Source organism: Comamonas sp. CAH-2, from assembly GCF_009668305.1.
Classification (GTDB): Bacteria; Pseudomonadota; Gammaproteobacteria; order Burkholderiales; family Burkholderiaceae_C; genus Comamonas; species Comamonas aquatica.
Window position 1 is genome coordinate 16,119 of sequence record NZ_VSWF01000012.1, and the last position, 14,995, is coordinate 31,113.

Sequence of the window (14,995 nt, forward strand, 5' to 3'; positions counted from 1 at the left end):
ACCAGGGACCGCGAGGTCCCTTTTTTGTGTCTATTTTTTCTAAAAGAGGAGCTGCCAACGCAAGCAGGATAAGCGCTGGAGGTGTATTTCTTGTATTTTCTGGGTGGTGCAACGCGCCGTGGCCCGTAGGGGGCGTGTGCCCCGTGGGGCTGGTGGCGTTGTCGGTTGCCCGATCTTCAGCGCACGGCGGCGGGGGCGACGGGCGGAGTGACCTGGGCGGCCGACCAGGTCGACAGCCAGGCGGGTAACTGGGCCAGCGGCATCGGGGCCGCGAAGTGGAAGCCCTGGGCGATGTGGCAGCCCATGAGTTCCAGGGCAGTGCACTGGTCGGCGCTTTCCACGCCTTCGGCGATCACCGAGTAGCCGAAGGCCTGGGCCAGGCTGACGACGCCATGGACGATGGCGCAATCCCCGGGGTCGCTGAGCATGTCGCGCACAAAGCTGCGGTCGATTTTGAGCGAGTCCAGCGGCAGGCCGCGCAGATAGGTCAGTGAGGAGTAGCCGGTGCCGAAATCGTCCAGGGTCACGCTGATCCGCTGCGCGCGCAGCTGCGCCAGCACCTGGGCCACGTGCTGCAGGTCGTACAGGGCGGCGCTTTCCGTGATCTCCAGATCCAGCCAGTGCGGGGGCACGTTCGGGTGGGCCTGCAGCAACTCGGTCACCCATTGGGCAAATCCCGGCTGCTGCAGGTGCCGCGCGGAGATGTTGACGGCAACCTGCAACTGCAGCCCCTGTGCGATCAACTGCTCGATGCAGCCCATGGCATGGCGCAGCGCCCATTGGCCGAATGGCACTTCCAGTTCTGTGCCTTCGATCAGGGGCAGAAAGTCCTGGGGGCTGAGCACGCCGCGCTCCGGGTGCAGCCAGCGTGACAAGACCTCCACGCCCACGACGCGCTGGTGGCGGGTGTCGACCTTGGGCTGCACGTAGAGCGTGAACTCCCTGCCCTCCAGCCCCTCGCGGATGCGCAGGCCCTGGATCTGCTGCGCGCGCTGGCTGCGCTCCTGGCTGCTGTCAAAGGCCTGGATGCGGTTGCGCCCGCTTTGCTTGACCTGGTACATGGCCTGGTCGGCGTGGCGGATCAGGGTGTCGGCGTCGCAGTCGTCCTCGGGGTAGAGGGTGTAGCCGATGCTGGCGGTGACCTGCACGGCTTCGCCATCCAGCGTGTAGGGGCGCGAGATGCTGGCCATCAGCCGCTGCAGCAGGTTTTCGCACTGCACACGGGTGTGGATCTGGCTGAGCAGCAGCACGAATTCGTCGCCGCCAAAGCGCGCCACGCAGTCATCGGCGCGCAGGGCGTGCTGCAGGCGCTTGGCCACCAGGACCAGCAGTCGGTCGCCGGCGTCGTGGCCCAGGCGGTCGTTGATGGGCTTGAAGCCATCCAGGTCCAGGTAGACCACGCCCAGCAACTGCTGGCTCTGGCGCGCCTGGACCAGGGCTTCGTGCAGGCGCGCCGCCAGCTCGATCCGATTCGCCAGCCCGGTCAGGGCGTCAAAGTGCGCCAGCTGCTGCAGGCTGTGCTTTTGCTCCTGCTGGGTGGTGACGTCCAGGCACACGCCCAGCATGCGCATGGCGCGCCCATGCAGGTCGTAGCGCACCACCTTGCCCATGGAGCGCAGCCAGCGCGAGCGGCCATGCGCCGGCTGCAGGCGCCAGGTGACATCGAAGGGCCCGTCCTCGGGGTGGTCAATGTGGCGCAGCAGCTCCAGGTTGAAGCGCGGGATGTCGTGGCTGCCGACCAGCTCGGTCCAGTGCCAGTCCTGGCGGGCCTGGCCCAGGCTGGCCGGGCCATCCTGCACGGGCAGGTGGTTGAGCGTGCTCCAGAACGCATCGCCGGTGATCAGACCGGTGTGCAGGTCCCAGTCCCAGCGGCCCAGCGAGGCCGCCTCCAGCGTGATGGACAGCAGGGCTTCGCGCTCGCGGATGGATTCTTCCTGGCGCTTTTGCGCATCGATGTCCTGCATCACGCCGCGCATGGCCGTGATGCGGCCGTCGTCGTCCAGCACGGCTTCACCGCGCGAGCGCACCCACAGCTTGCGCCCGTCGGTGCGCAGGATCTGGATTTCCAGCTCCCAGTCGCTGCGTGCGCGCAGGCAGTGCTGCAACTGCGTGCGCATGCGGTCGCGGTGCTCGGGCGCCACAAAGGTGTTCAGGTAGTCGTGTGGCAGCGCACTGCCGCGGGGCACGCCATGCATGTCGTAGCAGACGTCGGACCAGTAGACCAGTCCCTGGCCGCGCCGGTCTTCCCAGGCGCCCAGGCGCGCCAGGTGGCCAGCCTGCTGCAGCTGGCGGTTGAGGGCGTACAGCTCCTGCACGGTGCGTTCGTGCTCGCGCATGTCGTGGAAGACGAACAGCATGCACTCTTCGCCCGCCACCGTGATCGGGATGGCCGAGATCGTGCCTGGCACCAACTCGCCCCCGGTCTGGCACAGGATGCGCATTTTTTCGACCTGGCCCTTGAGGGACAGCTCGTCCAGCAGTTTGCTGCGTTCGTCCGGGGTGGCGTAGACCTGCAGTTCGGCATTGGTGCGGCCGATGACCTGCTGCAGCTCCAGCCCCATCATGCTGCAGAACGCCGGGTTGACGTCCACAAAGCGCCCATCGCGCAGCGAGGTGATGCCGGCGGCATCGGGCAGGGTGCGGTAGGCCGCACTGTAGATGGTCTGCACCACCTGGCGCTGCGCGCAGATGTGGTTGTGCCAGAGGTGGGCCAGTGCGGCCCAGGCCAGTGCAACGGCCAGCCAGGGCAGGTTCAGCCAGTCCCAGCCCTGGCCACACCAGGCGCCGGGGTGCTGCGGCCACTGCTGTGTTTCCCAGATCGCCACCAGGGTGACGGCCAGGACCACAGCCAGGCCCAATGCCGCGGTGCGGGTGCGCAGCAGGGAAAGAAAGAGTGGACGGAGGGCATTCATGGACCGGGGAGTGTGGGGCAGCCGAGAGCAGCCGCAATGCTGGGGGCGGTCCCCGCCCGTTGGAATCGGGGATTTCCTTGTAACAACATGTTTTCCGTGCTGCATCAAGCTTTCGCCCGGGCTTGTGCAGACGGGGTGGACGCCGCCACTAAAATGTGGCTGCAGGCACGACGGACGTGCCTTGTTTTTTTGCAGATCCAACGCTGAGGACACCACTGTGCAAATTGCTGCTTCCATCTTCAAGGCCTACGACATTCGCGGCATCGTGCCTTCTACGCTGAACGAGGACGTGGCGCGCAGTGTCGGGCGGGCCTTTGGCCAAGCTGCCCTGACCGAGGGTGAGCGGGTGGTGGCCGTGGGGCGCGATGGTCGCCTGTCCGGCCCGGCGCTCAGCCAGGCATTGATGGCCGGGCTGGTCGAGGCGGGCGTCGACGTGCTGGACGTGGGCATGTGCACCACGCCCATGCTGTACTTTGCGGCCAGCACCTTGTGCACCAGCGGCATCATGGTGACCGGCAGCCACAACCCCAAGGACTACAACGGTTTCAAGATGGTGCTGGCCGGCCGGGCCATCTATGGCCCCGAGATCCAGGCCCTGCGCCAGACCATCGAGACCGAGCGCTGGTCGTTGCCCGGTGGCGGCCAGGTGCGCCAGGCCGATGTGCTGGAAGCGTACACGGCGCGCATCGTGGGCGATGTGCGGCTCAGCCGCCCGATCAAGGTGGTGGTCGATTGCGGCAATGGCGTGGCCGGCGCCACGGCACCCGGCATCTTTCGCGCCCTGGGCTGCGAGGTGCTGGAGCTGTTCTCGGAGGTGGATGGCACCTTCCCCAACCACCACCCCGACCCCAGCAAGCCCGAGAACCTGCGCGATGTGGTGCGTGCGCTGCAGGAGACGGATGCCGAGCTGGGCCTGGCCTTTGACGGCGACGGCGACCGCCTGGGCATCGTCACCAAGGATGGTCAGACCATCTACCCCGATCGCCAGATGATGCTGTTCGCCCAGGACGTGCTGTCGCGCGTGCCCGGCGCGACGATTCTGTTCGATGTGAAGTGCACGCAGCGCCTGGCCCCCGCGATCCGCGCCGCCGGTGGCGTGCCGGAGATGTACAAGACCGGCCACTCGCTGGTCAAGGCGCGCATGAAGGAAGTCGACTCGCCCCTGGGTGGCGAGATGAGCGGGCACATCTTCTTCAAGGAGCGCTGGTTCGGCTTCGACGACGGCACCTATGCCGGCTGCCGCCTGCTGGAAATTCTGAGCCGCGAGGCCGACCCCAGCGCCGTGCTGAATGCGCTGCCCACCAGTTTTTCCACGCCCGAGCTGAACGTGGCCTGCGCCGAGGGCGAGCCCCATGCGCTGACCGCCGAGTTGCAGGCCCTGGCCCCCGCGGTGTTTACTGCGCCGGCGCAGATCAGCACCATCGACGGCCTGCGCGTGGACTGGCCCGATGGTTTCGGCCTGATCCGTGCCAGCAACACCACACCCGTGCTGGTGCTGCGCTTCGAAGGCCAGACCGAGGCTGCGCTGCAGCGCATCGAGGCGCAGATGCTGGCGCTGCTGGAACGTGTCAAGCCCGGTGCCCAGGTGGGCCATGCGGCGCACTGACCCGCGGACCCTGGCTGCGTAGGACACCGCGCATGAACTGGAGCTTGGCTGCCTATTCCGCCCTGGCCTGGGCCGCACAACCGCTGCTGCGGCGCAAGCTGCGCCGCCGTGCGCAGGCCGAACCCGGCTACGGCGAGTCCGTGGGGGAGCGCTTTGGTCGCTACGCCCCGGCCGACCTGGGCCGTGACGGCGCAGGACACTGGGTCTGGGTGCATGCCGTCTCGCTGGGCGAGACCCGGGCGGCCGCCCTGTTGATCGCAGAGCTGCGCGCGGCCCTGCCCGGCATGCGGCTGTTGCTGACCAATGGCACGGCCACAGGCCGTGCCGAGGGGCGCAAGCTGCTGCAGCCCGGGGACCTGCAGGTCTGGCAGCCCTGGGACAGCCCACAGGCCGTGCGGCGGTTTTTGCGCCAGTTCCGCCCCGCCGTGGGCGTGTTGATGGAAACCGAGATCTGGCCCAATCTGGTGGCCGGCTGCCACCAGGCTGGCGTGCCCCTGGTGCTGGCGAATGCGCGTCTCAACCCTAAGTCCCTGGCCGGTGCGCAGCGCTGGCCGGCGTTGTTCGGCCCCACCTACGCCGCCTTGCGGGCCGTCTGGGCGCAGTCCCAGGAGGACGCTGAGCGCCTGCGCAGCCTGGGCGCGCCGGTGCAGGCCGTGCTGGGTAATCTGAAGTTCGATGTCCAGCCCGACGCGCAGCTGCTGGCCAGGGGCCAGTCCTGGCGTGCCGCCAGCCCGCGCCCGGTGGTGATGCTGGCCAGCGCCCGCGAGGGCGAGGAAGCCCAATGGGTGGCCCAGTGGGATGGACGCAAATTCCACGGTGTGGCGGGCCAATGCCAATGGCTGATCGTGCCGCGCCATCCGCAGCGTTTTGACGCAGTGCACGCCCTGTTGCAGGGCGCTGGTTTGCGCGTGGCCCGCCGCAGTGCCTGGGGCGATGACCTGCCGCCTGCGGACGTGGATGTCTGGCTGGGCGACAGCGTGGGCGAGATGCCGCTGTACTACGCCGCCGCCGATGTCGGGCTGCTGGGCGGCAGCTTCGAGCCCCTGGGCGGCCAGAACCTGATCGAGGCAGCCGCCTGTGCCTGCCCGATGGTGCTGGGGCCGCACACCTTCAACTTTGCCCAGGCTTCGCAGCAGGCCTGCGAGGCCGGCGCCGCGTTCCGCGTGCTGGACATGGAGCAGGGCGTGCAACTGGCCACCGCCCTGGCGCGCGATGCCGATGGGCTGCGCCGTGCGCGGCAGGCGGCGCTGGAGTTTGCCCAGGCCCACCGCGGTGCCGCGCGGGCCACGGCCCTGGCGATTGCGGCGATCGTGCACGCGGGCGATACTTTGAAAAAGTGAGCTATCAGCGCTTGCCAGTTGTGCGCTGGAAGCCTTTTTATTGATATTTTTGCGACCGCATCGGTTCGGCGCTGCACGATGTACAACACCCACGATCCCCAAGTCCTTCCCATCCGAGACGGTGTCAAGCCCAGCTGCGTGGTCTTGCCCAGCACCGGGCAGGGCCGCACCCTGGACTATCTGGTGCAGCGCCTGCCCGCCGTGGCCGGGGACGACTGGCTGGCCCGCATGGCGCGCGGCGAGGTGGTGGATGAACTGGGCCGCCCGGTGCAGCCGGACACCCCGCTGCTGCATGGCCTGCGCGTGTACTACTACCGCGAGGTGGACACCGAGCCCCACATCCCCTTCGAGGCCGAGGTGCTGTACCAGGACGCGCACATCGTCGTGGCCGACAAGCCGCATTTTCTGCCCGTGGTGCCCGGCGGGCGCTACCTGCAGAACACCTTGCTGGTGCGGCTGAAAAAGCAGCTCGGCCTGCCCGACCTGTCGCCCGTGCACCGCATCGACCGCGACACGGCAGGGCTGGTGCTGTTCGCCATCCGGCGTGAGGACCGGGGGGCCTACCAGGCCCTGTTCCGCGAGCGCACGGTGCACAAGACCTACGAGGCGATTGCGCCCTGGAATCCGCAACTGCAGTTTCCCCGCGAGCACGCCAGCCGCATGGTCGAAAGCCAGAACTTCATCCGCATGCACGAGGTGGCGGGCGTGCCCAACAGCCTGACGCGCATGGAGCTGCTGGAGCACAACCTGCAATGGGCACGCTACCGGCTCAGCCCCGTCAGTGGCAAGCGCCACCAGCTGCGCGTGCACATGGCCGTCCTGGGCCTGGGGCTGAAGGGCGATGGCCTGTACCCGGTGGTGGACGATGCGCCGGAAGGCGACTTCTCGCGCCCCCTGCTGCTGCTGGCCCAGACCCTGGCGTTCCAGGACCCGGTCACCGGCGCGGCGCGGCAGTTCCGCACGCGCCGCAGCCTGGGGCCGTTGCCAGACCCGGCACCGGCCGCCTGAACCTGCCCGCGTGGTGCGCGAGGCGCAATTGCAGGCCTGCGCCCGTGGTACAGGCCTGCAAACCTATAATCCCCGGTTGTCCCGTGCCGCGAGCTTTGCGCACAACGAAACCACATATCCATGAGCACTCCCACTTTCTCCGTTGCAGACATCCGCAAGACGTTCCTGGACTTCTTTGCCTCCAAGGGCCACACCATTGTGGAATCCAGCCCGCTGGTGCCCGGCAATGACCCCACCTTGATGTTCACCAACTCGGGCATGGTCCAGTTCAAGGACGTGTTCCTGGGGACCGACAAGCGCCCCTACACGCGTGCGACCAGCGTGCAGACCTGCCTGCGCGCCGGCGGCAAGCACAACGACTTGGAGAACGTGGGCTACACGGCCCGCCACCACACCTTCTTCGAAATGCTGGGCAACTGGTCGTTTGGCGACTACTTCAAGCGCGAATCGCTGAAGTGGGCTTGGGAGTTGCTGACCGAGGTCTACAAGCTGCCGGCCGAGCGCCTGCTGGCCACCGTCTACGCGGAAGACGACGAGGCCTATGACATCTGGACCAAGGAAATCGGCCTGCCCCCCGAGCGCGTGATCCGCATCGGCGACAACAAGGGCGGCCGCTACAAGTCCGACAACTTCTGGATGATGGCCGACACCGGCCCCTGCGGCCCCTGTTCGGAAATCTTCTACGACCACGGCCCTGAAATTCCCGGCGGCCCTCCAGGCTCGCCCGATGAAGACGGCGATCGCTACATCGAGATCTGGAACAACGTGTTCATGCAGTTCGACATGGCCGAAGACGGCTCGGTCAAGCCGCTGCCCGCACCTTGCGTGGACACCGGCATGGGTCTGGAGCGCCTGGCGGCCATCCTGCAGCACGTGCACAGCAACTACGAGATCGACCTGTTCCAGAAGCTGATCGCCGCGGCCGGCCGTGAGACCCACACCGCCGATCTGGCCACCCCCTCGCTGAAGGTGATTGCCGACCACATCCGCGCCACCGCCTTCCTGGTGGCCGACGGCGTGATCCCTTCCAACGAAGGCCGTGGCTACGTGCAGCGCCGCATCGTGCGCCGTGCCATCCGCCACGGTTACAAGCTGGGCCAAAAGACCCCGTTCTTCCACAAGCTGGTCAAGGACCTGGTCGCCGTGATGGGTGATGCCTATCCCAAGATCCGCGAACAGGAAGCCCGCATCACCGACGTGCTGCGCGTGGAAGAAGAGCGTTTCTTCGAAACCCTGGCCAACGGCATGGACATCCTGGACAGCGCGCTGGCCGGTGGTGCCCATGTGCTGCCTGGCGATGTGGCCTTCAAGCTGCATGACACCTACGGCTTCCCGCTGGACCTGTCCAACGACGTGGCGCGCGAGCGTGGCGTGACGGTGGACGAGGCCGGTTTCCACGCGGCCATGGAGCAGCAGAAGAACCAGGCCCGCGCGGCCGGCAAGTTCAAGATGGACCGTGCGCTGGAGTACACCGGTGCTTCCAACACGTTCACCGGCTATGACCGTCTGGTGGAATCTGCAAAGATCGTAGCGCTGTACGTCGATGGCACGGCCGTTTCGGCACTGAACAACGGCCAAAGCGGCGTGGTGGTTCTGGACACCACACCCTTCTACGCCGAATCCGGCGGCCAGGTCGGCGACCAGGGCGTGATCAGCGCCGGCTCGGCCTGCTTTGCCGTGGCCGACACCCTCAAGATCAAGGCCGACGTGTTCGGTCACCACGGCACGCTGACCACCGGCACGCTGAACGTGGGCGATAGCGTGCAGGCCGAGGTCGACACTCAGCTGCGCGCGGCCACCATGCGCAACCACTCGGTCACGCACATCATGCACAAGGCCCTGCGCGAAGTGCTGGGCGAGCATGTGCAGCAAAAGGGCTCGCTGGTCAACGCTGACCGCACCCGCTTCGACTTCACCCACAATGCCCCCGTGACCGCGGAAGAAATCCGCGAAATCGAGCGCCGTGTGAACGCAGAAATCCTGGCCAACACCGCCACCGATGCCCGCGTGATGGACATCGAATCGGCCAAGGCCACCGGCGCCATGATGCTGTTCGGCGAGAAGTACGGCGAATCCGTGCGTGTGCTGGACATCGGCAGCAGCCGTGAACTGTGCGGCGGCACCCACGTGCACCGCACCGGCGACATCGGCCTGTTCAAGGTCGTGGGCGAGTCCGGTGTGGCCGCTGGTGTGCGCCGTATCGAAGGCATTACCGGCGAAAACGCGCTGGCCTACCTGCAATCGCTGGAATCCACCGTGGACCAGGCCGCTGCGGCCTTCAAGGCACCAGCGACCGAGCTGACCCACCGTATCGGCGGCGCCCTGGAGCAGATCAAGGCCCTGGAAAAGGAAATCGCCGCCCTCAAGGGCAAGCTGGCCTCCAGCCAGGGCGATGAGCTGCTGACCCAGGCGGCAGACGTCAAGGGTGTGAAGGTGCTGGCCGCCAAGCTGGAAGGTGCCGATGCCAAGACCCTGCGCGACACCATGGATAAGCTCAAGGACAAGCTGGGCGCGGCCGTGATCGTGCTGGCGGCCGTCGACGGTGACAAGGTGCAACTGGCCGCAGGCGTGACCAAGGCCGAGACCGCCAAGGTCAAGGCCGGCGAGCTGGTGAACTTTGTGGCCCAGCAAGTGGGTGGCAAGGGGGGCGGTAAGCCCGACATGGCCATGGCCGGCGGCACCGATGCCGCGGCGGTGCCTGCTGCGCTGGCCTCCGTGCAAGCCTGGGTGACCGAGCGCATCTAAGACACAAACGGCCCAGCCGTTCGAAAGCCAGGGCTTCCGCTCCCTGGCTTTTTTTTGCCTGCCATCCGGGAAGGGGAAGGGTGGTGCTTTGCTTATTCCTATTGGATTGCTTGGTCTATTGATTTTTTAAAAGCTTTTGCGCTTAATCTGTATCCATGTCTGTATGCAAGCGGCTGACTTCAGCGCTTACGGTGGTCTGCTCTTTGTTGCGTCACGCCAAGTCTTTGGGCTTGTGCGTGGCTGCTGCATGGGCCGCCATCTGCATGCCGGCCACTGCGCAGTTGGTGGTGTTCATCAATCCCGGTAAAGCCACTGAAACCTTCTGGGCCTCTGCTTCCGACGCCATGCACAGGGCGGCCCAAAGTCTGGGCATGCAATTGCGCGTTATCTATGCCGAGCGCGATCGGCTGGAGCCGATTGCGATTGCCCAGCGTTTGGCGCAACTGCCGCCGTTGCAACGCCCGCAGTACGTGGTTTTTTCGAATGACTACAGCGTGGCTCCGGCGGTGTTGCGTGCCCTGGAAGGCTCCGGCATCCAGGCTTTCCTGGCCTACAGTGCCATCCAGCCGGAGCTGCGTGACCAGGTCGGGGTGCCCAGGGGGCGTTACCCATTCTGGCTTGGCAGCCTGGAGCCCCGGGCCCAGGACGCCGGTTATCTGACGGCCAAGGCCCTGATCGATGCCGCGCGTAAGCGCCCCGGGCTCAAGGCGGCAGATGGCAAATTCCACCTGCTGGCGATTGCCGGGGATCGCTCCACCGCTTCCTCCATCGCGCGCAACCAGGGCCTGCACCGGGCTGTGCAGGAAGCGCCGGATACCGTGCTGCTGCAGGAGGTCTATGGCGAGTGGCGGCGCGACAAGGCGCGCTTGCAGGCGCAGGAGCTGTTCCGGCGTTATCCGGAAGCACGCCTGGTCTGGAGTGGCAATGATGAAATGGCCTTGGGCGCCATGCAGGCCTGGCAGATCCAGGGCGGCAAACCCGGCAAGGACGCGCTGTTCAGTGGGATCAATACATCGGCACAAGCCTTTGAGGCCTTGCGCCAGCAGGAATTGAGCGCCCTGGCGGGTGGGCACTTTCTGGCGGGGGCCTGGGCCTTGGTGCTGCTGTTTGATTACCACCACGGGGTGGACTTCAGCTCCGAAGGCCTGGAGCTGGTGTATCCGATGTTTAAACTCTTCAGTACACCCAGCAGCCTGCGATTTGAGAAAAGCTTTGGCACAAGACAGCACACCCTGGACTTCAAGCCGTTCAGCAAATACCACCATCCTGCTTTGCGACGTTACGACTTTGACCTGGACCAGCTGCTGCGCTAGCAGCGTGTGAATGTATGCATCGTGAAGCCGGGGAGTTCCGCTCGATTGCCACCTTGATGTTGCAGCGCATCATCGCGCTCGCACTGGTCTGCCTGATCGCGATGGGGGGGCTGCAGCTGTGGCTGGAGCGCCAGCAGCAGGAAAAGCTGTTCTTCCAGACCATGGCCCTGATGGTGGAGACCAGCAGCCAGGCGATGGCGCATGCCATCTGGGACATTGATCGCGATGTGCTGAGCTTCCAGATCCGCCGTCTGACGGAGCTGGAGGCGGTGGGGCTGGTGCGGGTGCACATCCGGTCGACCGGCGAAATCCTGACATCCGGGCGGGCCGGGGGTGCCCAGGATGTGCCGTCCTACCAGACGGTGATTTACGCCCCCCACGCGCTGCAGCAGCCCCTGGGCACGATCGAGGTCTGGGCCGATCGCACCTATTACCGCAATCTGTTGTGGGAGTCTCAAAAGCGCGTGATTCCCGGCTATCTGATCTTCACGGTGCTGATGTGCCTGATGGTGGCCTGGGTCATGCGCCGCGACCTGGGTCTGCCGCTGCGCCAGATCGCGGACTTTGCGCGCAACCTCAGGCCCGAGACGTTGAACCAACCGCTGGAAGTCCGGCGTCCGGAACGGGCCCGCGCCGACGAGATCGATATGGTGATGCAAGGTTTCGAGCACCTGCAACAAGCCCTGGATCGCCACATCAAGGACCTGGATGGCATGGTCAAGGAGCGCACGGCGGAGCTCAGCGCCATGGTGGATGAAGTCAAGCGCCTGTCCCAGCTGGATGCGTTGACCGGGACCTTCAACCGCCGCGCCATGGAGCAGCGCCTGCCGCTGGAGATGGAGCGTTGCGTGCGCTATGGGCGCCCGTTTGCGGTCATTTTTGCGGACATTGACCATTTCAAGCGCATCAACGACCAGCACGGCCATGCCGTGGGGGACGCCGTGCTCAAGGCAGTGTCATCGCGCTTGCAGGCATGCCTGCGGGCCAACCTGGACTGGATGGTGCGTTTCGGTGGCGAAGAGTTCGTGATCTTCATGCCCGAAACCGATCTGTCACACGCCCAGGCCGTGGCCCAGCGGCTGGCCGCGGACATGCGCTCTACGCCCTGGGCGTGCAACGGCTTGAGCCTGTGGCTGACCTGCAGCTTCGGCGTGGCCGAATACCAGTCGGGGGATTCGATGGAGAGCCTGCTGGAGCGTGCCGACCACATGCTTTATCGGGCCAAGGACCTGGGGCGGGACCGCGTGTGTGCGGATACCACGGTGTGAGTCACGGCAGTGCGGTGCTTCGGCCCAGCCCATCCCTTGGCGCAGGTGCGGTTTAAGGGGCTCAGAACAGCTCGACGTCCGCGTGTGACACCTGGGAGCCACCCAGCAGGCCTTGATCCTGAAGGCTCTCGAAGTGGCAGACGCGGTTGCGTCCGTGTTCCTTGGCGTAGTACAGGGCCTGGTCTGCCTGCCCCAGGATTTCCACGGGCGAGCACAGTTTGGCGCCGGCAAAGCCGACACTGACGGTGACCTGCCCGACCTGCGGAAAATCATGCCGCGCCACCATGGCCCGGAAGGCTTCGAGCGAGGCCTGCGCGGATTCCTTGGCCATCGGGGGCATCAGCACCACGAATTCTTCGCCACCAAAGCGGAAGATGCGGTGGCGCGGGCCGAAGGCCGAGCGCAGCAGGTTGGCCACCAGGATCAGCACCTCATCACCGAACAGATGGCCAAAGCGGTCGTTGACCAGCTTGAAGTGATCGATGTCGATCACGGCCAGCCACGGCTGGATCTCGGTCTGCATGCTGACGGCGCTGGCAAAGCGCAGCAGGTGCTCGTCGAAGGTCTTGCGGTTCAGCAGATCCGTCAGCGCATCGCGTTCGCTGTAGTCCAGCAGGCTTTGGTAGTTCTGGTAGACGTTGAACACCCCGGTGATCACGTCCAGGTTGTGGGTGTTGAAGGGCTCGGACTGGGTGATCTCAATGCAGACATGCACTTGTTCGTGCATCCAGACGGGCAACCAGATGGTGTGCTGGTGCGCGTCGGAGTGCTGGGCCTGTTGCGCCTTGTGGGCAATGCAGGCCTGCAGGTGGGGCAGGGCCTGCAGCGGAAAGCGCTGGGCATCGTTGGCAAAGTCCTGCTCGGCCGCCACCAGTTGGCCGGCTTCGTACCAGGTGCGGGGGCGCACCCAGTATTGGTCACCGAGCTTGAGCAGCTCCAGCGCCCGAACATTCGTGATGTGCGGTAACTGCAAGAACGTGGAGAGTACGGACAACTCCAAGCGCAAATGATCGCGTTGGCCGGTCATTTGAACCAAGTTTTGCAGAAGGTGCATGAAGTTCGGCGCGGTGGTGACAACCAGGAAGCGCGCAGCTTAACACTTGGTGAAGACTAAGTCCCAGACTCCGTGGCCTAAACGCAGCCCCCGATTTTCAAACTTTGTTAACGGGCGGTAATCTGGCTTGGCGGCATAGCCCTGCGCGGTGTTGGCCAGCTGCGGTTCGGCGCTGAGCACTTCCAGCATCTGCACGGCATAGGGTTCCCAGTCGGTGGCGCAGTGGATGTAGCCACCGGGTTTCAGACGGGTGGCCAGCTTGGCGACCAGCGGCGACTGGATCAGGCGGCGCTTGTTGTGCTTTTTCTTGTGCCAGGGGTCGGGGAAGAAGATGTGCACGCCGTCAATACTGCCTTCGGGCAGCATGTGGTCGATCACCTCCACGGCATCGTTCTGCAGGATGCGGATGTTGGTGATGTCGTGCTCGCCAATGCGCTTGAGCAGGGCGCCCACGCCGGGCTCGTGCACTTCGCAGCACAGGAAGTTGTCGTCGGGGCGCACGCGGGCAATGTGCGCGGTGGCCTCGCCCATGCCGAAACCGATCTCCAGGATCAGCTTGCCGGGGCGGCCGAATGCGGCCTGGGCGTCGAGTGGTGCGTTCGCGTAGTTCAGCAGGAACTGGGGCCCCAGGTCCTCGAACGCCTTGGCCTGGCCGGTGGTCACACGGCCGGTGCGTCGCACATAGCTGCGAATGGTTTTGGGAAATGCCACATCCGCCGGGGCCTGGCCTGCGGCGTGTGCTTGGGGGGCGGCTGCGTCCGGGGCAGCCTGGGGGGTGTTTTGTTGCTCAGTCACGCTGCGCATTGTAAGTGGAGCGCCAGATTTCAACCCACTGCGCCAGCGCATCGGCCACCGTGGTTTCGGGGTTTGCTGCGGGCAGTTGCAGCACCTGGGCTGCGGCATTCAAGGCCTGCAGCGGCTGGTGCAGCTCCACCGCCGGGGCGCCATGCTGTTTGGATAGTTTTTCGCCATCGGCCATGCGCACCAGAGGGGTGTGCAGGTACTGCGGATGCGGCAGCCCCAGGGCGTGCTGCAGCAACAGCTGGCGGGGCGTGTTGTCGGCCAGGTCCTCGCCGCGCACGACGTGGGTGATGCCCTGCAGGGCATCGTCCACCACCACGGCCAGTTGGTAGGCATACAGGCCATCGGCGCGCTGCAGCACGAAGTCGCCGGCCACCTGGCCGGGGTGTTGCTGTTGCGGGCCCAGGCGGCGGTCGTGCCATTGCAGGCAACCGTCAATCATGGAAAAAGGAGCGCTCAGCGCTTGTCCTGTCTGTGCTGCAGGCCAATTGGATACATAGGCGTCAAGGGTAAAGCGCCAGCTGCGCACCGGCTTGCCGTGCAGCCACTGGCGGCAGGTGCCGGGGTAGGGGCGCTCCACATGCCGTTGGTGGGACAGTCCCAGGCGCTGCCAGGCGGCCTCGATGTCCTTGCGCGTGCAGCCGCAGGCATAGGCCAGGCCTGCCTGCTGCAACTGGGCCAGGGCCTGGGCGTAATGGCTGTGGCGCTGCGATTGCCAGGTGGGGGCTTCATCCGGCAGCAGGTGGCACTGGGCCAGTTGCTGCAAGATGGTCTGGTCCGCCCCGGGGGGGCAGCGCGGTGGGTCGATGTCCTCGATGCGCACCAGCCAGGTGCCGTGGTGGGCGCGCGCATCCAGCCAGCTGGCCAGGGCAGCCACCAGGGAACCCGCATGCAGCGGCCCGGTGGGCGAGGGCGCAAAGCGCCCGCGGTACGCGGTGCCGGGCATGG

The 14,995-nt window shown here is 65.9% G+C and carries 10 protein-coding genes; 6 read left to right on the forward strand and 4 right to left on the reverse strand.

Annotated elements, in window-relative coordinates:
• Positions 1-176 precede the first annotated feature (176 nt).
• Entirely contained in the window at positions 177-2,912 is a 2,736-nt protein-coding gene (locus tag FYM52_RS09140; protein ID WP_162524686.1) for a GGDEF and EAL domain-containing protein, read from the reverse strand.
• Between the two features lie 217 nt (positions 2,913-3,129).
• Between FYM52_RS09140 and FYM52_RS09145 the strand changes: the two genes are divergently transcribed.
• The 6 genes from FYM52_RS09145 to FYM52_RS09170 all read left to right on the forward strand — a co-directional run bounded on the left by FYM52_RS09145 (position 3,130) and on the right by FYM52_RS09170 (position 12,192).
• Complete coding sequence (locus FYM52_RS09145) at positions 3,130-4,518, forward strand: phosphomannomutase/phosphoglucomutase (RefSeq protein WP_162524687.1); 1,389 nt, start codon at positions 3,130-3,132, stop codon at positions 4,516-4,518.
• Between the two features lie 32 nt (positions 4,519-4,550).
• Entirely contained in the window at positions 4,551-5,858 is a 1,308-nt protein-coding gene (locus tag FYM52_RS09150) for a 3-deoxy-D-manno-octulosonic acid transferase (protein WP_154163850.1), read from the forward strand.
• 78 nt (positions 5,859-5,936) lie between these two features.
• The gene (locus FYM52_RS09155; protein ID WP_154163851.1) at positions 5,937-6,866 is read left to right on the forward strand and encodes a pseudouridine synthase; all 930 of its coding nucleotides are present in this window, start codon (positions 5,937-5,939) and stop codon (positions 6,864-6,866) included.
• Positions 6,867-6,986: 120 nt separating this feature from the next.
• The gene (alaS, locus tag FYM52_RS09160; protein WP_154163852.1) at positions 6,987-9,611 is read left to right on the forward strand and encodes an alanine--tRNA ligase; all 2,625 of its coding nucleotides are present in this window, start codon (positions 6,987-6,989) and stop codon (positions 9,609-9,611) included.
• A gap of 263 nt (positions 9,612-9,874) precedes the next feature.
• Complete coding sequence (locus FYM52_RS09165) at positions 9,875-10,924, forward strand: ABC transporter substrate-binding protein (RefSeq protein ID WP_154163888.1); 1,050 nt, start codon at positions 9,875-9,877, stop codon at positions 10,922-10,924.
• A gap of 14 nt (positions 10,925-10,938) precedes the next feature.
• Positions 10,939-12,192, forward strand: coding sequence for a GGDEF domain-containing protein (locus FYM52_RS09170; protein WP_154163853.1), 1,254 nt, complete (start codon positions 10,939-10,941; stop codon positions 12,190-12,192).
• Between the two features lie 61 nt (positions 12,193-12,253).
• Here FYM52_RS09170 and FYM52_RS09175 read toward each other — a convergent pair whose 3' ends face one another.
• From FYM52_RS09175 to gluQRS, 3 genes are read right to left on the reverse strand one after another with little or no spacing between them, the layout of a single operon-like run.
• Entirely contained in the window at positions 12,254-13,246 is a 993-nt protein-coding gene (locus FYM52_RS09175; RefSeq protein ID WP_042416487.1) for a diguanylate cyclase, read from the reverse strand.
• Between the two features lie 39 nt (positions 13,247-13,285).
• A complete protein-coding gene (gene trmB, locus FYM52_RS09180; RefSeq protein ID WP_154163854.1) occupies positions 13,286-14,050 on the reverse strand; it encodes a tRNA (guanosine(46)-N7)-methyltransferase TrmB in 765 nt (254 codons plus the stop codon).
• Entirely contained in the window at positions 14,034-14,993 is a 960-nt protein-coding gene (gene gluQRS, locus FYM52_RS09185) for a tRNA glutamyl-Q(34) synthetase GluQRS (RefSeq protein ID WP_154163855.1), read from the reverse strand. Before gluQRS ends, trmB begins: the two co-directional genes overlap by 17 nt.
• Positions 14,994-14,995: the final 2 nt, after the last annotated feature.

Coding starts and splice junctions, on each gene's coding strand:
- FYM52_RS09170 (WP_154163853.1), top strand. CDS start 10,939: ATGCATCGTGAAGCCGGGGAGTTCCGCTCGATTGCCACCTTGATGTTG.
- trmB (WP_154163854.1), bottom strand. CDS start 14,050: ATGCGCAGCGTGACTGAGCAACAAAACACCCCCCAGGCTGCCCCGGAC.
- FYM52_RS09165 (WP_154163888.1), top strand. CDS start 9,875: ATGCCGGCCACTGCGCAGTTGGTGGTGTTCATCAATCCCGGTAAAGCC.
- FYM52_RS09155 (WP_154163851.1), top strand. CDS start 5,937: ATGTACAACACCCACGATCCCCAAGTCCTTCCCATCCGAGACGGTGTC.
- FYM52_RS09140 (WP_162524686.1), bottom strand. CDS start 2,912: ATGAATGCCCTCCGTCCACTCTTTCTTTCCCTGCTGCGCACCCGCACC.
- FYM52_RS09175 (WP_042416487.1), bottom strand. CDS start 13,246: ATGCACCTTCTGCAAAACTTGGTTCAAATGACCGGCCAACGCGATCAT.
- alaS (WP_154163852.1), top strand. CDS start 6,987: ATGAGCACTCCCACTTTCTCCGTTGCAGACATCCGCAAGACGTTCCTG.
- FYM52_RS09150 (WP_154163850.1), top strand. CDS start 4,551: ATGAACTGGAGCTTGGCTGCCTATTCCGCCCTGGCCTGGGCCGCACAA.
- gluQRS (WP_154163855.1), bottom strand. CDS start 14,993: ATGCCCGGCACCGCGTACCGCGGGCGCTTTGCGCCCTCGCCCACCGGG.